This window comes from Paenibacillus sp. GCM10012306, from assembly GCF_042649265.1.
In the GTDB taxonomy this organism is placed as follows: domain Bacteria; phylum Bacillota; class Bacilli; order Paenibacillales; family Paenibacillaceae; genus Paenibacillus_AQ.
In genome coordinates this window covers 729,488-749,882 of record NZ_JBHRYW010000002.1, presented here as the reverse complement: position 1 = coordinate 749,882, position 20,395 = coordinate 729,488, and the positions used below count along the sequence as shown (strand labels likewise).

The window sequence follows — 20,395 nt, the reverse complement described above, 5'->3', positions numbered from 1 at the left end:
TACTCCTACATTATAAGCATTTTGTAATTCATGGTCCAATCGCGTGGCGATGCCTGGTCGAGATCCTTTCAAGCTATTGATTTCGACCTCATCTTCCTATTCTCCTTCTTGATTAACATTGAAACTCCGCCTTTTGCTCAGTTCAAAAAAACGGGATCGCCGGACAACCACCTTCCCCGCCCTTATGCCTACAAAATCTGAAATGAGCGCTGAGCACGCTTATAAAATTCCGTCTACATTGCCTGCTCAAACTGACTAACATACAATTCATGATAAACACCATGAGATTTCAGCAGTTGCACATGAGGGCCCTGTTCGACAATCCGGCCGTTCTGGATAACCAGGATACGGTCCGCATCCTGAATCGTACTGAGCCTGTGTGCAATGACAAAGCTGGTCCGTCCCTGCATAAGAGTCTTCATAGCCTGTTGAATCTGCATTTCTGTGCGCGTATCCACACTACTTGTCGCTTCATCCAAAATCAAGATGGCAGGATCGGCGAGAATGGCGCGCGCGATCGTCAGCAGTTGACGCTGCCCGTGACTCAAATTGCTGCCTTCACTCTCCAGAATCGTATCGTAGCCATGTGGGAGCCTGGCGATAAAATCGGCAGCATTGGCCTGTCGCGCCGCTTTCTCAACCTCAATGTCAGTGGCATCAAGACGACCAAAACGAATGTTCTCCCGTATGGTCCCTGAGAATACATGAGCATCTTGCAGTACCATTCCGATCTGGCTGCGAAGCCCACGTTTATTCAGCTTTCGAATATCAAAACCATCAATGCTAACTGAACCCTCCGTCACCTCATAGAACCGGGTTAGCAGATTAACGATCGTCGTCTTTCCTGATCCGGTCGGGCCAACAATGGCGACTTTCTCGCCAGGCATTGCTCCAAAGGTAACCCCTCGCAAAATTGGCGCATTCACCTTGTAGCTGAAGGATACATCACGGAATTCAACTTTCCCGATCAAGTTCGGACACTCCGTGTCTTCCTTTTCTAATGATTCGTATTCCGACGGCAAATCTAACACTTCAAATACTCGCTCCGCTCCCGCAATGGCAGACTGGATCAGATTGTACTGATTCGCAAGTTCTGAGATCGGACGGCCAAATTGTTTTGAATAGTTCAAGAAGCTTACAATAACCCCGACTGTAGCCAATCCATGATAAGCCATCCAGCCGCCGGCACCGGCAATGATTGCAAAGCCCAGATTGTTGATAAGGTTCATGACCGGCCCTACTAGTCCGGATACAATCTGCGCTTTGATGCCGACTTTGTTCAGTTTATGACTGATCCCGCGAAACCGCTCTGTCTCCATAGCTTCCCTGACATATTGTTTAACGACCTTTTGTCCGCTGATCGTCTCTTCAATAAACCCGTTAAGCTCTCCCAAATGTCGCTGTTGATCCTTAAAATAGATTCGGCTTAAGCCCGCGATTCTACGGCTGCTTATAAGCACAAGAGGGATTGTTAACAATGCCACAACCGTGAGCGGAACATTCATAGTGAGCATAATAACCAGCGAACCACTGAGCGTAATAAGACTATTCAGAAGCTGAGTTACACTCTGATTCAGCGTATTTGATACATTCTCGATATCGTTAGTCGCCCTGCTCATCAGCTCTCCACGAGCATGTGTATCGAAAAATTGTACCGACAGTTCCTGATACTTGGCGAATAAATCACGCCGAAGCTCAAGCACCGTATTTTGTGATACTGCTGTCATCACATAAGCCTGAACCCAGGCAACCAGACTGGACAGCGCATAGATCCCAAGTAGGAGAAGGCTAAACCGAACCAGCAAATTGTATTCGCGTGGAATAACGGCGATGTCTATCGCCTTGCCAAGTAGAAACGGTGCAACAAGCGACAATACTGCATTCAGCACAGTGAAAATGTACACTACGATCAACCCGCCCCGTTGACGATTCAAATAAGCCCAGATGCGTCTAATGGTGGCACTCCGGTTCTTGGCGCGAACGATAGGTATGGCAGGCCCACCCCCTCCAGGCCCTCTGCCGAAGGCACCCTGCGGTCCGGGAACCTGTGCAGATGTACGATTATGAGTACTGGACATTACGATGCCTCCTCTTCCTTGAGCTGCGACTGTCGTATCTCCCGGTAAACCTTTGAGGTTCGCAGCAGTTCTTCGTGTGTACCCTGAGCAGCGATTACACCGTTCTCCAGAATTAGAATACGATCCGCATCAACGACAGACGAGACACGTTGCGTAATCAGAATGTTGGTGCTGCTCCCTATCTGCTGACTGAGGCGCCTCCGAATTCGTGATTCAGTTACCGCATCCAGCGCACTGGTGCTGTCGTCCATGATCAGAATAGTTGGCTGAATGAGCAGTGCCCGTGCAATGGACAGCCGCTGCTTCTGTCCTCCGGACAGATTAATTCCACGCTGACCAAGCACAGTATCGTAGCCTTCAGGAAGCCCCTTAATAAATCCATCCGCTTCTGCGGCAATGGCCGCTTGCTCAATCTCCTCATTTGTAGCATCAGGTCGCCCGTAGCGGATATTGTCGCGGATCGTCCCGCTGAACAAAATCGTTTGCTGCATAACAAATCCGATGCTTCTGCGTAAGTGCTCTAAGTCAATTTTTCGAATGTCTGTACCGTCGATCGTAATTGAACCTGATGACACCTCATAGATCCGCGACATGAGGCTGACCAGTGTTGATTTCCCCGCTCCAGTGCCGCCAAGGATAGCGACCGTTTCACCAGGCTTAGCGGTAAAAGAAATATCCTCCAACACAAGATTCTCATCTTCCGAATTATAAGCAAATGAGACTCTGTCAAACTCAATTTGACCAGCATGAACAGCATTAGTAAGTCTGTCATGAGAATTTGTAATTTCATTTGTTGTAGCGAGCACTTCGCTTACACGATCCCCGGACACTTTTGCCCGCGAGATGAATGTAAGCATACTGCTTAGCATCAGCATCGACATCAGAAGCTGGGTCACATAGTTGATAAAAGCAATCAAATCGCCGATAGGTAATCCGTGATTCCAGTTTGCTAGTCCCCCAAACCAAAGAACCGCGACAATGCTGACATTCAGCACCAACATCATGAGCGGTAAATTGAGTGACATCAGCCGTGTAACCTTGATCGCCGTCTCGGTAAAATCCTTATTCGCCTCGTTAAAGCGTTTCTGCTCATGTTCACCGCGAACAAAGGCCTTAATAACCCGCATTCCTGATAGATTTTCCTGCAGCACCGTGTTGACCCCATCCAGCTTGTTCTGCATTTTGCCAAACAGCGGGAAGGAAAGCCGGATTAGTCCATAAAGCAGTACAAACAACAGCGGAACCGAGACGAGCAGGATTAGCGTTAAGGAAGGACTGATGCGAATCGCCATAACCAAACTGCCGATAAGTAGCAGCGGTGAACGAACCAGTGATCGCAGAATAATCTGAACAAACGTCTGTAGCTGCACCACATCGTTCGTTAGACGGGTAATCAGCGATCCGGTCTTCAATTTATCCAGATTTCGATTTGAAAAAGTCTGTACATGCTCAAATAGCCGAATCCGCAGGTCGTTGCCGAAATTTTGCGACGCTATACTCGAAAATATAGTACACCCCACGCCTCCAAGCAGACCAATAAAGGCAACGCCAAGCATAGTCAGACCGGTCGAAACAATATGCATCAAATCATTTTTCATTATGCCTTTGTCCACAATACTTGCCATCAGCGTAGGTTGAAGCAAATCCATGAACACTTCAACCACCATCAGAAGGGGTGCCAGTACACACCACAGCCAGTAAGGCTTCAAAAAGCTCTTTAGCTTTGACATTTTTTCACCTGATTTCTGAAACTCTTGTTCTAAGGTCATTGTGGCTGACAATTCTATCATCAGTTACTGTTGCTGTTACTCTCATCCTTGACCTCTTCTTTTTCCCGTTTTCCATCCTGCTCCAGCATCACTTCCCGCAGCTCAAAAGCATGAATAAATTCTTGCATGATGGCATCAGTGGCTTTTAATTCACCACTTAAAACTTGCTTAATCGAATCGTATTCAGGCTGGTTCAGCTGTTGCATCAACGTGGAACGCTTGATATCCAGTCTTTCCAGAAAGGCGATGGCACGCCCTCTGCGAAAAGTCTGCGCACTTTGGATACGCTCCTTGTGGCCTTCGCCAGAATCGCAGCCCTGTTCACCAGATCCCCGGTGACCACGAGGTCCTTTCGATCGATCCCTTCCTTCACGCATTCTAAATCCCCCTCATATTGTATACAAACGTATACAAAAGTGTTTGTTATTAATCTATACCTTATTCATATCGACTGTCAAGCGTATATGCACTGTCGTTCAACACTCCCTCTTAGACGAAAAAAAGATGCTCCCTAAAAGTGAAAATCCACTTCGGGAGCATCCTCTATGCTATCGTATGACGCAAATATTTATAGGTCTTTAGAGAAACTATTTGTTATGAACTCGCGGAATCTCTCAACATGCTCATCGAGGCTTGGCTCCGCGTCAACATCAATCCACTGGATATCCTTCATGTGACGGAACCATGACATCTGTCTTTTGGCAAACCGACGGGTATCCCGTTTTAAGAGCGTTACGGCTTCGTCCATAGTCAGCTCACCCGCAAGATAAGCAGCAATCTCTTTATAGCCAAGACCCTGCATCGAGACGAGACTCCGGTCGTACCCCTGGTCTAATAATCCCTGGACCTCGGAAATCAACCCGTCAGCGAGCATGGCGTCAATTCGATCTTCGATCCGTTTATAAAGAATTTTCCGGTCCATAGTCAGACCGACTAGACACAATTCATAAGGCGATTCCTTCTTTTGCCCAGCAAGGGAGTCCGATTGCGTTATATTCGTCTGATGAAAGACCTCCAGCGCACGGATGATACGGCGACGGTCATTGGGATGCAGCCGCTCAGCGCTAACAGGGTCTACAGCAGCCAGCCTCGCATGCAGAGCAAGCGCTCCGTGCTCATCCGCGTAATCCTCCTGCTCCTTGCGGAAAGCCTCATCTGCCACCGCTTCCGAGAAGCGGAAGCCGTAGCAAAGAGATTCGATGTATAGCCCCGTGCCCCCTACTATAAATGGTAGTTTGCCTCGACTGCTGATCTCTTCAATCAGCCTGCGACCCTGCTCCTGAAACTCCGCAGCGGAATAGGCATCCTTAGGATCATGTATATCAATCAGGTGATGAGGGATACCCTCCATCTCCTCTTGTGAGATTTTGGCTGTTCCGATATCCATGCCAGTATATACCTGCATAGAATCACCGGAGATGATCTCAGCTCCGTAAGCCTTAGCGATAGCAAGACTTAGCTTGGTCTTGCCGACAGCGGTCGGTCCTAGCAGCACCAGAACCTTGCGCCTTTCTTCAGTTGTCAATCTTAATCACCCCGTACGATATTTTGGAGCTGCCGCGCAGCAGCTCTGAGAAGCCCAGCCGTGCAAATTCGTCGCTTAGAGCTTTTTCCTTCAACAGCACAGTTTTTCGGGCTACTCTCTTAGCTTCAGCCACACTCTCTAGTGACAGCGCTGCTCCGTTGGCATACTGACGTAGCGGAGAAATGGAGTCCGACGCCGTTAATGGCACGCGGAACATAGGATCGAAGTAAACAATATCTACACTGCGGTCCGGCTGTCCCCGCAAATAGTCCAAATGGTCACTATTCACGACCTGGATTCGGCGTAAAGCCTCATTTACCCGTTCCTTCCCAGTGCTGTAATGGCTCATCCCTTCAATTAGCAGTGCATATAGGGGGAGGGAGCTTTCCAGTGCTGTTACCTGGGATGACTCTCCACCATATACCGAGAAGAGCAGCGAGTCCGTACCAAGGCCAGCAGTGCAATCCAGCACACTGTCACCGGGAATCATGTCCGCAGCAGCGAGCAAGGGATCTGGTTCGCCCCTAAGAATCCGCTTGGCTCGTACATATCCCATGCTGGGATGGAACTCCATAGGCGGCATTTCGGGCCGGATCAGCCGAACTGCTTCCTGCAGTACTACCAGTACCTCTTCCTCCCCATATTGCTTCACAAGTTTGGGGAAAGAATACTTGCCACGCGGCACATATTTGCACCCCGTACGTTCTGCCAGGCGCTGTGCCCGCTGTACAATTTCCGGTATCGGGTCATTACCCGTCGTTATAATCATTGTGCCTCCTGTTCGGCTCTATACAATAAATCTTTTATAGATCAATCTTATTTCAAAACTTCACATTACCCGTTTGAACAACTTCTCCAGGTCATAGGCCGAAAAAGAAATGACAATCGGGCGCCCATGTGGGCAGGTGTATGGCTGGCGGCAAGCCGCGAGCCGGGAAATGAGGGTCTCTACTTCCTGTTCAGTCAGCTTCTGATTTGCTTTAATAGAAGCTTTGCAGGAGCATAGAATGGAAGATTTCTCACGCAGCTTGGCCAAGTCAATCGCCCGTTCGCTCAGCACCCATTCTGCCATTTCTTCAATAACCGCCTTCTCGTCCCCCTCTGGGAACCAATACGGCAGAGAACGCACTAAAAAGGTCTGTCCACCAAAATGCTCCAGGTACACACCGGCTTGCTGGAACCAATGCAGCCGTTCGCTAAGCTGGCGGCTCTCTGACGGTGTGAATTCCAGCGTAATGGGCAGCAACAGTTCCTGTGAGGCATCTTCCGGACGGCCAAACTTTTCATAATAATACTCATAGTTAATTCGTTCATGTGCTGCATGCTGATCTATTAGATACAGGCCGCTGTCATTCTGGGCAATAATGTAGGTCCCATGATGCTGGCCGATATAATTCAGCTCTGGAAAAGCGGGTAATCCCGATTCCTCGCTGGCTGCAGGCGCCCATAATTCTTCGTTCAACGGGAATTGGCCTCTGGCGGACAGGGCTGTAGGTGATGGACGATATCCACCGCTGGCATTGCTGCCACCAGCACCTCCCACCGACTGCCGGCTGCCATTCCCTGAATAATTCCCACTGGCTCCAGCAGATGAATTACGGTAGCCGTCACTAGACATTCCTCCGCCTAGCGGAGGAGAAGACAACGGATTACCTCTGCCATAGGAGGCAGTCGATTCCCGTGACTGAAATACCTCTGAATTCGCAGAAGGATTACTACCCTCATATGAACGGCCCAAACCCGCTGCCGCCAGGTCGGAATTCAACTCTTGCGGACGGGTTGCATCGCTCGGAGCCACCGGATGCTGCTGCTCACCTGAGGACACATTGGGAGCTGCTGTAATTTCACCTTCAGCTGGCGGGCGAGACGCCCCTCTACCAAATGCGAACTGTTCCTGAATAAAGGCACCGCTATTCTTGGAACCGATCGGTTCTTTACTAGGGCGAGGAATCAAGCTTTGTCCCATTAGGACCTTGCGAATCTCCTCCTCGACGAACTTGTACAGCTCATTCTCCTTGCTGAAACGCACCTCCAGCTTGGCGGGATGCACATTGACATCCACCAGCGAGGGATGCATATCGAACTTAAGCACCAGCAGCGGGTAACGATTAATCGGAAGCAGTGTATGATAAGCCCGCATAATGGCTGCATTCAGGCCATTACTGCGAATATGGCGTCCTCCAACAATCGTAGTCACCGCATTGCGGTTGGATCGCGTCCATTCCGGACGGCTGACAAAGCCGGTGATCTTGAAGTCAGGATCTTCTGCAGAGACAGGTAGCATCGCCTTGGCCGCTGACGTTCCATAGATGGCAGCAATGACCTGCAGCAGGTCACCATTGCCCAATGTGCGCAGCAGTTGATTGCCATTATGATGAAGCGTGAAGGAAATCCCGGGATGAGCAAGCGCCGTCCGGTACATCGTGTCGGAGATATGTCCGAGTTCAGTCTGAATGCTCTTCATGTATTTCAGCCTGGCCGGGGTATTGAAAAATAATTCCCGAACAGCAAAATCTGTCCCTTGTCCGGAAGGAGAATCTTCATTGATCCGCAAATTGCCGCCCTCGATCTCAATCTTGCGGCCTACACCGTCGTCCTTGCTCGCTGTGAGCAGTGACACCTTGGATACCGCCGCGATACTGGGCAGTGCCTCGCCCCGGAAGCCGAGGCTCGTGATCTGGAACAGATCACGTCCGGTCACAATCTTGCTCGTCGCATGCCGGTAGAACGCTGTCTCGCAATCATCCGGCTCGATGCCTGAGCCGTTATCCTTGACACGGATGCTCTGAAGTCCACCTTCCTCCACCGATACCTCGATCACTGTGCTTCCCGCATCAATGGCATTCTCTACAAGCTCCTTCACCACGGAGGCCGGTCGTTCAACCACTTCCCCCGCGGCGATCTGGTTGGCAATATGCTCGTCCAACACATGAATTTTCGCCATATTATTCACCCCGCTATAGGCTATCTATATTGTTAAGCTGTACATGTCTATTAGAGATCCTTGGCTTTCATTTTCAGGTCATTCAACAGACTCATCGCTTGCAGCGGCGTCATGTTCATGAGATCGGCCCCTTGAACGGCTGCGATAAAGTCTTTGAGACCCGGATGATATTGTCCCTCAGCAGGCACAGAAGCTCCTGCCCCGCCTTTGCGGGACTTGCGCGGCTCTTCCTCACCAAAGATAGAGAGCTGCACCACTTCCCCCTCGGCTTCAGGTGCCGAGAGCGATACAGTAGAATCAGGAGCATTGAGCGGCACGGCAGCCTCCGAAGCTGCGATCGAAACAGCGGCTTCAGCATAGGCCGTACCCGCTTGGGTGGACACATGATCTGTTGGCACTTCCGTCAGGCTTGCAGCAGACTCCTGAACCGAAGCGGGTCCCTCCGCACTGGAACGACGTTGCTCGGAGCCCCCGTAATGGGGCGCATTTCCGCCTGGCGCAGCTGCCTGCTCAATACTCTGGAGCAGCCCGTAGGCGCGGTCAATAATTCCTCCCGGCAGTCCAGCCAGCCGTGCGCAATAAATACCGTAGCTGCTGTCTGCCGCCCCCGGTACAAGCTTGCGCAAGAAGTTAACCTTGTCACCGCTCTCCTGCACCGCCATCGAATAGTTGCGCAGACCACCAAGACTCTGCTCCAGGTGAGCCAACTCATGAAAGTGAGTCGAGACGAGTGCCTTACAGGCAATGGTGTCATGCACGTATTCAATGACAGCTTGAGCAATGGCCATGCCCTCGCTCGTCGAAGTTCCCCGGCCCAGTTCGTCAATGATAATCAAACTGCGTGCGGTGGCTTTTTCCGTCATGACCTGAATATCGGCCATCTCCACCATGAACGTACTCTGACCGCCAATCAAGTCATCAGCGGCTCCGATCCGGGTGAAAATCCGGTCGATCAGTGGCACCTCTGCATGGGAAGCAGGGACGAAGCAGCCGATTTGGGCCATGATGCAGATCAGGGCAACCTGACGCATGTAGGTACTTTTACCCGCCATGTTCGGACCTGTAATTAGCAGAATATTGCCCTCCGCTTTGGTGAGACTGCTTCCATTAGCGATAAACGCTGCATCCTTCAACACCGCTTCCACGACCGGATGCCGTCCGCCTTCCAGCCGGAGATCGTATCCGTCGGAAAGCTTTGGCTTCACGAACCGCTGCTCTGCGCTAACAGCCGCAAGGCTCTGGTATACGTCAATCTCAGCGACCTTCTCGGCCAGATTCTGCAGTCGCGGAACCTGGGCTGCTATTCTATCACGCAGCTCTGTGAAGAGGCTGTACTCCAGATCCGTCATTTTATCCTGGGCTTCCAGAATCAGCGCCTCTTTCTCTTTCAGTTCAGGAGTCACAAAGCGCTCTGCATTCGCCAGTGTCTGTTTGCGCTCATAGCGCCCTTCTGGCAATGCGGACAGATTAGCACGGGTAATCTCTATAAAATAGCCAAATATTTTGTTATAGCCGATTTTAAGCGACTTGATACCAGTAGCCACACGCTCTTTGGCCTCAAGCTCCGCAATCCATTGCTTACCACTACTGCTCGCTTCCCGCAGCTCGTCCAGACGTTCATGGTACCCCTGACGAATAATTCCCCCATCACGTACAGATACAGGCGGATCGTCAACAATTGCCCGCGCAATGTCCTCACGCAGCTCTACGCAATCATCCATCGCTGCCCCGATCTCCTGCAAGGTGACAGAGCCTGACGTTCCACACAATTCTTTCAGTGCCGGAATCTGCTCCAGAGAAAGCTTCAGCGCATTCATATCCCGGCCATTGGCGCTCCCGAAGGCTATTCGGCCAACCAGACGCTCCAGATCATATATTTCCTTGAGTGCCTGGCGCAAATCTTCGCGAACGATGAATTGATTATATAGATAATCGACCGCTTCCAGCCGACGTTCAATCGGGGCCCGCTGGAGCAGCGGCTTGTCGATACGACGGCGCAACAGACGTGCACCCATCGACGTCTCGGTACGGTCCAGCAGCCAGAGCAGCGAGCCTTTTTTAGAACGCTCACGTACCGTCTCGGTCAGCTCCAGATTTCTGCGGGTGAATGGATCAAGAATCATATAATTGCCCGGTTCGTAAGGCGAAATCTGGCTCAGTTGTCCCAGCGACCGCCGCTGTGTCTCACTCAGGTAGGAGATCAGCAGCGAAAGACAATGGCCCCGCTCCCGTTCCAGCCGTACCCAAGCCGACTCACCGAACTGGCGACGAGCCAATTCCTCGTCCCGTTTCTCCCACGGGGTGTATACGACTGGCTTGGCCAGCAGCGAAGCTTCGCTCCGCAGGGTCTCCAGCAGGACTGCATCACCGATGATCTCGGCGGGCTCATAAATGCCGATCTCGTCTCGCAACCACTCTGCGCCGGACAGCACGGAAGTTACATATAGCTCACCTGTGGTCAAATCACAGGCAGCCAGTGCCATCATTCCTTCCAACTCAGTGACACAGACCAAATAATTATTGTTCTTGTCAGAAATGATTTTGCCATCCATTACCGTTCCCGGTGTCACGACGCGCACAATATCTCTGCGCACCATCCCCTTCGTTACAGCAGGATCATCCAGTTGTTCGCAGATAGCGACCTTGTAACCTTTTTCGATCAAACGCTGTATGTAACCCTCAGCAGCATGGTATGGGACTCCGCACATCGGAATCTTCTCGTCGCCCCCACCCTCGCGTCCGGTTAATGTTATTTCCAGTTCCTTTGACGCCAGCACGGCATCCTCGAAGAACATCTCATAAAAATCACCTAATCGAAAAAAGAGGAATGCATCCTTCGCTCCTTCTTTCACACGTAGGTACTGCTCTATCATCGGCGTATATTTTGCCATGGTCTACCTCCAAGCCTTTTTCATGCTAACCTCTATTATAACAGAAAGTTCGCTCTCAAAGTTACCCTTGGTAAGTTGTACTGCTGGCTACTGCTATAGAGATCCGAATTTCCCCAAGTTACGGCTACTTCTATTTAATTTTAAGTTCAAGCTGCACAAATATTGGATGAATCGAATAAATGGCTAGGAGCAAAATGCTCATGACAAATTTCTCACGACAATCCCAAAATAAACGATTTCGTATGAGAAAGCTAACTGGAGATTACTGGTTGGCTTCCACTAGCCCACCATTTGTTGAAGCAAGCCAGCAATAACAAAAAAATAGAGCAGCGATCCTCCTCTAACGGGAAAATCGCTGCTCTACCGTCTTTTTACAGCTCTTTAAAAAAACAGGACTGCCTCATCCTTAGAGCATCCCTATAAGGACAGCCCGATTCTTAATGGGGGATTAGGATTGTATAGCGGGAATAATCTCATCGGGCTTTCCCACCTGCCATAACCTGCGAATATCACGGGATTCATCCCAGGTTCGCCCTGCGGAGATATAGCGAAGCAGGGGCTCAATATGTGGGGCGGCCTTCTCGTAGCCGCCCAAGGCTCTAATGTGGGCCGCCAAGGGAACGAAGGCGGCCCGCAAGGGGGTTCTGTCGCCGCTGTAGTAGGCGGCATGCAGATCTTCCCGGTCGAGCGGGCGGAGCGGCAGGTCTTCATAATGGCTCACGATCAGGTGAGCCAGATGGACCACGCCTTTGGCGATGACCGGGGAGACCAAGAAGCTCGGCAAGGTGCGGTACTCGAAGCCGCCATGCGGCTGGTACCGAAAATCGCCGAGCACACCATAACGCGGACGCCGCGAGGACGCTCTGGCGTCCTCCAGCAGCGTAATGGGCAGCGCGAGATAGTTGTCGAGCGCGCGCAGGAGCGGCGCGGTCAGCGTCACGCCGCTGAAGTGAAGATGGCCGCCGAGGGCCCAGCCCGCCAGCGGCATGCCTCCCGCCCGCCACGCCAGCGTGCGGTCGGCGATGAGCCGGTCCGCCGTAGCCGCGGCGGACATGAGCTGCGCCAGCAGCGCGCGCGGTTCCCCGCGCGGCTTAGGGCGCAGCTCGGCTACCGGGAACGCGCCACGCGTTCCCGGGGGCCCGGCGTCGCAGCCCGCGACGCCTGCCATGGGCAGGTACCGCGACGCAGGCACGACGCGGCCCGTGTCCACCCGGAGTAATAGAAACTCCGGGTCCATTCCCATGAGCAGCCCCGGGCGCCCGGGCTGCTCACTCGCCAGGCTGCGCGCCAATGCCTGCGCAGCCGCAACGTGAGGCTCCGGGAGCGACTTGCCCGGAGCCATTGCCAGTGGTGTCACAGCCTCCACCACATACCGGCGCCCGCCCATGGCGGTCAGCAGCACTTCCCCGCTGTCCAGACCCAGGCTATACAATGCGCGGATGGCCAAAGCGTCCACGTGCCGCCGGAAGCTTCTGCTCTCACCCGAAGCGGCTCCGTTTCCCCTCCATATTCGGCCATTCACGTTTCTTTCTGCATCACTACCACTACCTGCACCCATCGAATCATTTAACCGATCTATCGCATACGCCTGGGAACTTTCCCCGCTTGTCAGCCAGTTTGCCCATTCAGCATCCTGGTTTTCGGTCGCAAGTCTCCCGGGGCGTTGATCCGCTCGAAAGCCTCCCGGTGGTCCAAAGGAACTATGGATAGCCACCTTCATTCCCGATCCTGCTCCAAGGGGGGCAATGTCCAGCACCGCAAGATTATAAATAGAAATGGCGTAGCGTTGCCGATATCTTCCCCTGTGGTTAACTGCCTTGTATGTATTGTCAGCGGAGTTCCCCATCTCCCAGACAGGACTACGCTCCCTACCTACTCTGGCGTTGTCCCCCAGTTCATCGATGAGCAGTTTCCTCTTACCGTTCATAGTGAGTGCTGCTTCCAGTCCACTGCGCTGCAGGCGCTGCTCCCTCTGCTCCGGCGAAAGAGACCTGTAGACTGCTATCCCTTCATTGATCATCTTCCCGCCCTCCTTCGGGCTGATAGTGATGTGGTCCACAACCTGATTCTCCCATGCAGCAAGAACCCTCAGCAGAGCTGGCTTTGGCAAACGTTCCCGAGGTTCATGCGCAAATAGCAAAAAACGGCTTCCCGTCATACGGAAGACACCGTTTTTGCCATAGAGATTAAACTTTTGTGGAACTAATTACAACCTCTGATTTTTAGATCGAGCCAAAAAATTTTTCAAAAAAAGGAGGGCATTCGCCCTCTTCGCCGCCGCCCTCCCAACATATAATGAACCATATCTCATTCATCTTAAGGCAAGCGGCGGCGCATCCTTCTTACAACTCATCATCCAGGGCGTCAGGGTCTAAATCTTCATAATCGAAGGTTTCGCCGTCAAAATCATAATCCTTGTCTTCCAGATCATCGATTTGATCACTTACAAACACGCGGACTTTGGTCTCAGCCACCAATTCCGCTTCAAACTCCCGCTCCACGCGAAGGGTGACGCTTCCGCCTCCCGGCGATACGCCCGCTTCTACACAGTTTGGTTCCTGCGTTGCCTCCGCAGAGACCTCTACTGTAGATGCGCGGTGTCTCGGGTCCAGGTACGACAGAGGAATAACTTCCACATAAGAGACCGTTTCTTTAGCTACCTCGGTCTGCTTATTCTTGTCGTACGAGTACCAGATGTTCACATCATAAGTACCGATTACTTCGATTCCGTTACCGGCGGCAACCGCTTCGTATTGGTGGTTGATAATCCATGCCCCCAGAATACTTGTCGGATGATGTGGCGGAGTCACGGTATGAGTTGCGGTAGAGAACTTACGACCTTTGCCGCAAATTGCCTTCGTAATGATCTCCCTTGTTTGACGTTTATGGCCTAATGACATCTTTGAACCTCCTCCATACAATCATTCACTATCAAGTGTATGCAGGTTCTAGGCATTTGTTGATTGTTAGACTATAAATAAATTTGAGTAAGCCCTCCCGGACCCGGCCGCGAGGGTTATAGTACATTTTATTTCATTAGATACGATGGTATGAGTACATTTTATTGTGGAATTACCCTTACAATACCAAGGTTTCTCTGCTTGCTCAGGTCCACGAAGTCCTCCCCGATGTTCACGAGCGGACGAAGAGGGTCATGCGAGAGGATCATCACAATTCTTCCTGCCCGCCCATCGGTCAGCTCCACCTCGTTCCCTATCATGGACTGCATCAGTTTATCAATAAAGACTCGGCAAATATAAGGATCAAGCTTCCCGTACACACTCTCCTCCATCTGTGTCAGAACCTCGTAAAGCGGAGACGCCTTTCGATAGAAACGGTCTGAAGTCATGGCATGGAAAATATCGCAGATCGCTACGATTTTGCTAAAATCCGTAATCCGGTGTCCAAGCACCCCGAACGGATAGCCGCTGCCATCCATTCGCTCATGATGCTGAAGAGCTACAAGCGCCTGATTGTGATTCGTGCCCACCGTGTCCCGCACCATTTCGTAGCCATACGTAGTATGCTTTTTCATTATCTGAAACTCTTCTTCGCTCAGCGGTCCTGGCTTGGTTAGAATCTCAGCCGGCACCATAATCTTTCCGATATCATGCAGGGTGGCCGCAATGGTCAGCTGGCTGAGATCCTCCGGCTTCATCTTGAGCCACTTGCCCAGCAGCGTTGAGAGAATCCCTACTGCAACATTGTGCCTGTATGTATAATCGTCCTTTGACTGCAACGCAGCCAATATACCATAGAAATCATTCTTCTCCGTAACCTGATGGATGAAAGGAATGACTTCATTTCGGAGCTCAATCATGGGAATGCGCTTGCTTTTATTATAACGGATCTGTTCAAAAATACTTTCCATTGCAGTCGTACAGTCGTCGACAGCGATCTGGAAAAAGGCCGCGCCATCCAAATGAATAACGTCCTTCTCCTCCAGCGTAATCTTGTGCTGACTGATCAATCGGATATGTTCGGCGCTTAACAAGGTCATCGCAGGCAATACAAAGACGCCCTTGCTGTTGAACAAGTTGGTAACCAGTTGCTTCCCGATATACTCCTCGTTGCTACTATTCATGCTCTCACCTGCCAGAGCAGAAAACCCGAGACTACGGAATTTCCTGCTGTATTTGAATCCTCACTGTTACTGTTCACAATGTATCTCCTGGGGTACTATTTTATTGCTTAATTATACTTATCGTTATTTTACTATTGTTTGTTAATACCTGTCCCGGGCTTCGAGGCCTAATCTCAGCTTTTACGGGCAGAATTCCGTGAAGGACGAACTACCTCATGTCCGACTGGATTCTTATGTTGTTTGGCAATTTTCAGGTACAGAGTCAGTTCACGACACAGTTGAAGAATCGCTGAACGCACTTCGAATTCCTCCCGGGAAGCCGGGAGCTCCATACGCTTGAATTCCTGCTCTACCTCCTGCAGCAAGTGCTCCGTTCGACCTGTATATTCTTCAGCCTTCACATCGCTGCTCAGTTGATCGAAGAGCTCAGCCATCATTTCACCATGCGGCAATTGCCGGTAGACCTGGGAGAGTAGTTGAACCATGTTCTGGATGGATTCTAACTGCTCTTTTCGCATATAAAAATAGACATTCCACGCTTCATCGGGATGAATCACATGATTCTCCATCTCCCGCGTCGCAGCTGTCAGTCCTCGCTGGACGGCTGCGTTAGCTCCGATCAGTTCCTTACCATCCCAGACATAGGCAGGGTCACGCAATGTGCGAGCCATCTGGGTGAAGATCACAGAGAAATAACCATCCACTTCCTTGCGAATGGCTGAAATTGCCCCACCTGCATGCGGCATATAGATCAAATTCACCAATCCTGCCGACCCAAGTCCGATTACGAGCAGCTCAATCTGCTGGAACAGGACGTGTAAGGTGATTTCGGCTTGTCCAAAAACCCGAAAAACGATAACAGAGCTGGTGACGATTCCTTCCTTAAAGCCTGCTCGCACAATTAGCGGAAAGCCAAACAGCACATAGAGTCCGAGTACCCAGTAATGAAAGCCCAGAGCCCAGAATAAAATACAACCCAAAAAGAGTCCCACGAGCGAGGCGAAAAAGCGCGCCGATATCGTTCGGAGACTCCTTTTGCGGGTCACTTCCACCCCTAAAATAGCCAGCAGACCTGCGCTTTGCGCATTTGGTATGCCTACAGCGGCTGCCAGCAGAATAGACAGCAGTGTGGCCGCCGCGGTTTTGATAACACGAAATCCCATGAACAATACTCTCCTTAACTACTTTCGCTTCTTAATTAAAGTACAGATAATATAGTCATGGTACAAGATTTTCCTGAAGGGCACAACTTGTCATCGCCTTTTTAACGCCGATTTAACAGTAGCTTCTCCACATAAACAACCAGTTGATACATAGCCGTTGCGACCGCTGCAATGATGAGCAGACTCGACATCACCAGCGTAAAGTTGAAGACTTGAAAGCCGTAGATAATGAGATAACCAAGACCTGATTTTGCGACCAGAAATTCACCTACAATGACTCCTACCCAAGACATGCCAACATTCACTTTCAGCGTAGATACAATAGCAGGGAACGAAGCAGGCAGAATAACCTTGAAGAAGACCTGCACCCGTGTGCCGCCGAATGACCGCACTACCCTGACCAGATTGGGATCGACACTGCAGAAGCTATTATAGACAACAAGTGTAGTTACAATGATCGTGATGGACAACGTAGTCATTACTATCGCTGTGAACCCGGCACCAAACATCACAATAAAGATTGGACCAAGCGCTACTTTTGGCATACTGTTGAATACGACCATATACGGATCCAGTACAGCGGATAAAAAAGGCGACCACCAGATCACAACCGCAAGCAGTGTACCGAGCAGCGTTCCTAGCACGAAGCCTGCCGCAGTCTCTCCAACCGTGATTCCCAAATGCGGCCAGAGACTACCGCTAACCATATCGCCCCAGATTTGCCGGAACACCTTGCTCGGATAGCTGAACAATAGTTGATCGACCCAGCCCAGCCGTGCACTGACTTCCCAGAGGGCAAAGAACACCAGCAGCAGGCTGGTGCGGACCGCGAAAACCCGATTTTTCTCTCGTCGTTTCTCTTGCCTAAATACGCTGTGCATCTGCCGCAGCCATGATTCGCGGGAAGCTGCGATCCCGGATATTTCCGATTGCTCCACAAGCGTTCCCTCCTTACGTTCAGCGTTACATCCCTAAATTGACTTGCTCCCCGCCTGCTCTATTTCTTTCCACACCTCATGAAAAAGCTCTGCAAAGCCCGGCTGATCCCGTGCATACAAAGGCGGAACCTCACGGATAGACTCCGGTACGGTGAACACCTTGCGGATTCTTCCCGGATTTGGTTCCAGCAGAATCACCCGGTTGCTGACCGCAATCGCTTCAGAGAGATCGTGAGTAACCAGGATCGCTGTCGTCCCGCGGCGGCGCAGCGTCTCCGACACCAGATCTTCAAGCTGCAGCTTGATTTGGTAATCGAGCGCCGAGAACGGTTCATCCAGTAGAAGCAAACCGGGGTCTGTGGCCAGGGTACGCACGAGCGCTACGCGCTGCCGCATGCCGCCGGAGAGCTCTGATGGATAAGCGTTCTCTTTTCCCGCTAGCCCCATGTCTCCCAGCAGCTCCATGGTCTTTCTGCGGTTCTCCTCATTAAGATTACCGGTCAATTCTAGCCCTAACAGGGCATTGTCAAGAATACTGCGCCAGGGAAACAGATAGTCCTGCTGGAGCATGTAGCCGATGTCAGGGGAAGGGCTATGGATGGGACGGCCATAGACGGAGACCTCTCCTTCAGATGGCTGCAATAATCCGGCAATAATCGAGAGGAGCGTTGTTTTACCACAGCCACTAGGTCCAACCAGACTGACGAATTCTCCACTAACGATACTGAGGTTCAGGTCTTCAACAGCCAGAGAAGCTTCCCGTTCGCCCAAGTAAGCATGTGTGACTCCTTTTAATTCCACTACCGGCAGCATATCCACCTTCTCCTTTCCAGCCCATCTTTATTTACCGGATTGACCTGCGAGACTGTCCCGGGATTTTTTAGCAAATCGGTTATTCACAATTTTGTCTAAGGGTACACGTTCCTTCAACTCACCGGCATTTTCCATAACATCCAGCAGGTTATTCCACTCTTTATTGTCAATGATGGGATCTGTCGCATACGTATCCTGCTCTTTGTAGCGCTTAATCGACGAGATCACGATATCCCGATCTATCTTGTCAAAAAACGGCAGTACCGCATCCGCAATCTGCTCCGGGCTATGCTCCTTCACCCAAGTTTGAGCCCGCTGGATCGCATTGGTGAACTTTTGGACCGTGTCGCTATTTTTGCTGATATAACTCTTCTTGGACATGAAGACTGTGTACGGCAAGTAACCACTCTCCACCCCGAATGAAGCTACAACAGAACCCCGTCCTTCACGCTCAAAGATAGAAGCCTGCGGCTCGAACAGTTGTACATAGTCCCCCGTTCCAGAAGCAAAGGCACCGGTAATGTTGGCAAAATCAATATTTTGAATCAGCTTCACATCTTTGGCGGAATCGATACCTTTCTGCTTCAGCGTAAATTCGCCGGCCATTTGCGGCATGCCACCTTTTCGTTGACCGAGAAAAACAGATCCCTTCACATCATCCCACTTGAACTGCCCTGAAGCTTTGCGAGCAAAGAGAAAGGTTCCGTCCCGCTGAGTAAGTTGTGCAAAGTTGATCACCGGATCATCGGCTCCCTGTTGGGATACATAAATTGAAGTTTCGGAGCCAACAAGCGCCACATCAATCGCTCCCGAGAGCAGAGCCGTCATTGTCTTGTCTCCGCCAGGAATGGTCTGCAGCTCCACTTCCAGACCCTCATCCTTGAAAAAATTCTGTGACAGCGCGACATACTCAGGCGCATAGAACACCGAACGGGTCACCTCGCCGATCTTCACCTTCACCGACGCCGGGTCGCCCCCGCAGCCGGCAAGTACGGACAAACACAGAGCGATGATCAAGAACAACAACGAGTGTTTATTTCTTCTATTCATCCTTCATTCTCCTTTCTTACCGGGTCTTTCGCCCTTGCTTGCAGCATATGCGGGTGCCTAAAGAATGGTTAAGAAGACCACGATGCTCCGGAGCACAGGTACTAAACCTAGTAAAAATAGGTACATTGGCGGATACTCATTTTTTTGAAAAACATGGAAACTATGTTTGAGAGACTTTGAGATTCATGAGAAAACGCCAAAATGGCCGGAACCAAAGTATCGGCCCTGCCTGATGTGTGTCACTGTATTTGCTTACGCGTATTTTGGCTAAGGTTTGATGCGGGCTCCGGGCTTCATAGTTCCCGTGCTGGTCGCAGCGTCAGATTGGCGCCGCCTTCAGAACCCATTGTGTGATAGCGTTGCAGAATTCCGCTTTGGTCGTTGGAGCAGCAATCATCCAATCTTCAGTTCCACGTCCGATACGCAGCACAAATGCGCCGGATGGATCGGCGATATAGGAAGCATACTGGGTCTTCCAGCCGCCGGGATAATGCATGCAAAGCCGCAATTCACCCTTGGACGTGTACTTTTTCATGATTCTGGCTAATCGGGTCGCGTTCATGACATCACCGCTTGCTTCCTCCAGTAAATTTGACAGGATATGTCCCGGAAGGGTTGCCGCCTCTTCCCTGATCTCCTCGAATCTCTTCCTGGACAGCAACATAGCGGGCGCCGTCTGGCTATCACTTTCAGAATCTCCGCAACCATTTAGTAAATCGATACAGGCCTGACGCACCGCTGCAGGCTCTCTTAACTCCCAGCTTGACAATCCAGGTGTTCTCAGACAAAAAATCCATGTAGTATCCCTATGAACCAGCAAGCAAACATCTCTTTTAAGACCCGCTTCGACGTACTGCAGCCGGCACAGCCGAGATCCTGCAGCTGCCTTGTTCAATATCTTCTCAATATCACCACTCATCGCCTGCTCTGGAAACAGAAAACGGGCCAGGATCACTCTTTCCTTTTCATTCACATCATTATATCCTTCCTTTATTACTCCACTGATCATAATTAAATCAAAAAACACTACATAAAGAAATAAAACTAGTAATCTTTATGTTATCATAAGCTAATTTTAAGGTAAAATTAAGAAACACCCAGTATTATCATTACTATGAAATACTTGTAGCGAGGTGGATT

General features: G+C 50.9%; 15 protein-coding genes. All 15 read right to left on the bottom strand.

The window, feature by feature from the left end; all coding sequences use genetic code 11:
* Positions 1–233: 233 nt before the first annotated feature.
* A complete protein-coding gene (locus ACFORK_RS07155; RefSeq protein WP_379197054.1) occupies positions 234–2,078 on the bottom strand; it encodes an ABC transporter ATP-binding protein in 1,845 nt (614 codons plus the stop codon).
* Positions 2,078–3,808, bottom strand: a complete 1,731-nt coding sequence (locus tag ACFORK_RS07150; RefSeq protein WP_379197052.1) for an ABC transporter ATP-binding protein — start codon at positions 3,806–3,808, stop codon at positions 2,078–2,080. The genes ACFORK_RS07155 and ACFORK_RS07150 overlap by 1 nt, the downstream gene beginning before the upstream one ends.
* A gap of 59 nt (positions 3,809–3,867) precedes the next feature.
* Positions 3,868–4,224 (bottom strand): hypothetical protein, encoded by a 357-nt coding sequence (locus ACFORK_RS07145; protein ID WP_379197050.1) that lies wholly within the window; start codon positions 4,222–4,224, stop codon positions 3,868–3,870.
* 191 nt (positions 4,225–4,415) lie between these two features.
* Positions 4,416–5,372, bottom strand: a complete 957-nt coding sequence (miaA, locus tag ACFORK_RS07140) for a tRNA (adenosine(37)-N6)-dimethylallyltransferase MiaA (protein WP_379197048.1) — start codon at positions 5,370–5,372, stop codon at positions 4,416–4,418.
* Positions 5,362–6,141 carry a class I SAM-dependent methyltransferase gene (locus ACFORK_RS07135; RefSeq protein ID WP_379197046.1) on the bottom strand — a complete coding sequence of 260 codons (780 nt, stop codon included), beginning with the start codon at positions 6,139–6,141 and terminating at the stop codon, positions 5,362–5,364. The genes miaA and ACFORK_RS07135 overlap by 11 nt, the downstream gene beginning before the upstream one ends.
* Before the next feature lie 60 nt (positions 6,142–6,201).
* A complete protein-coding gene (gene mutL / locus ACFORK_RS07130) occupies positions 6,202–8,316 on the bottom strand; it encodes a DNA mismatch repair endonuclease MutL (RefSeq protein WP_379197044.1) in 2,115 nt (704 codons plus the stop codon).
* 50 nt (positions 8,317–8,366) lie between these two features.
* A complete protein-coding gene (gene mutS, locus ACFORK_RS07125) occupies positions 8,367–11,207 on the bottom strand; it encodes a DNA mismatch repair protein MutS (RefSeq protein WP_379197042.1) in 2,841 nt (946 codons plus the stop codon).
* A 448-nt stretch (positions 11,208–11,655) separates the two neighbouring features.
* Complete coding sequence (locus tag ACFORK_RS07120) at positions 11,656–13,227, bottom strand: putative amidoligase domain-containing protein (RefSeq protein WP_379197040.1); 1,572 nt, start codon at positions 13,225–13,227, stop codon at positions 11,656–11,658.
* Between the two features lie 322 nt (positions 13,228–13,549).
* Positions 13,550–14,107 carry an outer spore coat protein CotE gene (locus tag ACFORK_RS07115; RefSeq protein WP_379197038.1) on the bottom strand — a complete coding sequence of 186 codons (558 nt, stop codon included), beginning with the start codon at positions 14,105–14,107 and terminating at the stop codon, positions 13,550–13,552.
* 161 nt (positions 14,108–14,268) lie between these two features.
* Entirely contained in the window at positions 14,269–15,291 is a 1,023-nt protein-coding gene (locus ACFORK_RS07110) for an HD-GYP domain-containing protein (protein WP_379197036.1), read from the bottom strand.
* 173 nt (positions 15,292–15,464) lie between these two features.
* Positions 15,465–16,454 carry an aromatic acid exporter family protein gene (locus ACFORK_RS07105; RefSeq protein ID WP_379197034.1) on the bottom strand — a complete coding sequence of 330 codons (990 nt, stop codon included), beginning with the start codon at positions 16,452–16,454 and terminating at the stop codon, positions 15,465–15,467.
* Between the two features lie 101 nt (positions 16,455–16,555).
* Positions 16,556–17,335, bottom strand: a complete 780-nt coding sequence (locus tag ACFORK_RS07100) for an ABC transporter permease (RefSeq protein ID WP_379197166.1) — start codon at positions 17,333–17,335, stop codon at positions 16,556–16,558.
* 90 nt (positions 17,336–17,425) lie between these two features.
* The gene (locus tag ACFORK_RS07095) at positions 17,426–18,205 is read right to left on the bottom strand and encodes an ABC transporter ATP-binding protein (RefSeq protein ID WP_379197032.1); all 780 of its coding nucleotides are present in this window, start codon (positions 18,203–18,205) and stop codon (positions 17,426–17,428) included.
* A 27-nt stretch (positions 18,206–18,232) separates the two neighbouring features.
* Positions 18,233–19,255 (bottom strand): ABC transporter substrate-binding protein, encoded by a 1,023-nt coding sequence (locus tag ACFORK_RS07090; protein ID WP_379197030.1) that lies wholly within the window; start codon positions 19,253–19,255, stop codon positions 18,233–18,235.
* Positions 19,256–19,574: 319 nt separating this feature from the next.
* Positions 19,575–20,228, bottom strand: coding sequence for a hypothetical protein (locus ACFORK_RS07085; protein ID WP_379197028.1), 654 nt, complete (start codon positions 20,226–20,228; stop codon positions 19,575–19,577).
* Between the last annotated feature and the right edge of the window lie 167 nt (positions 20,229–20,395).

Bases quoted from the DNA above. Each gene is read 5' to 3' on its own strand.
- ACFORK_RS07155 (WP_379197054.1), bottom strand. From the start codon at position 2,078: ATGTCCAGTACTCATAATCGTACATCTGCACAGGTTCCCGGACCGCAG.
- ACFORK_RS07110 (WP_379197036.1), bottom strand. From the start codon at position 15,291: ATGAATAGTAGCAACGAGGAGTATATCGGGAAGCAACTGGTTACCAAC.
- ACFORK_RS07095 (WP_379197032.1), bottom strand. From the start codon at position 18,205: ATGCTGCCGGTAGTGGAATTAAAAGGAGTCACACATGCTTACTTGGGC.
- ACFORK_RS07100 (WP_379197166.1), bottom strand. From the start codon at position 17,335: ATGCACAGCGTATTTAGGCAAGAGAAACGACGAGAGAAAAATCGGGTT.
- ACFORK_RS07150 (WP_379197052.1), bottom strand. From the start codon at position 3,808: ATGTCAAAGCTAAAGAGCTTTTTGAAGCCTTACTGGCTGTGGTGTGTA.
- ACFORK_RS07135 (WP_379197046.1), bottom strand. From the start codon at position 6,141: ATGATTATAACGACGGGTAATGACCCGATACCGGAAATTGTACAGCGG.
- ACFORK_RS07105 (WP_379197034.1), bottom strand. From the start codon at position 16,454: ATGGGATTTCGTGTTATCAAAACCGCGGCGGCCACACTGCTGTCTATT.
- ACFORK_RS07090 (WP_379197030.1), bottom strand. From the start codon at position 19,255: ATGAATAGAAGAAATAAACACTCGTTGTTGTTCTTGATCATCGCTCTG.
- ACFORK_RS07145 (WP_379197050.1), bottom strand. From the start codon at position 4,224: ATGCGTGAAGGAAGGGATCGATCGAAAGGACCTCGTGGTCACCGGGGA.
- ACFORK_RS07115 (WP_379197038.1), bottom strand. From the start codon at position 14,107: ATGTCATTAGGCCATAAACGTCAAACAAGGGAGATCATTACGAAGGCA.
- mutL (WP_379197044.1), bottom strand. From the start codon at position 8,316: ATGGCGAAAATTCATGTGTTGGACGAGCATATTGCCAACCAGATCGCC.
- ACFORK_RS07120 (WP_379197040.1), bottom strand. From the start codon at position 13,227: ATGATCAATGAAGGGATAGCAGTCTACAGGTCTCTTTCGCCGGAGCAG.
- mutS (WP_379197042.1), bottom strand. From the start codon at position 11,207: ATGGCAAAATATACGCCGATGATAGAGCAGTACCTACGTGTGAAAGAA.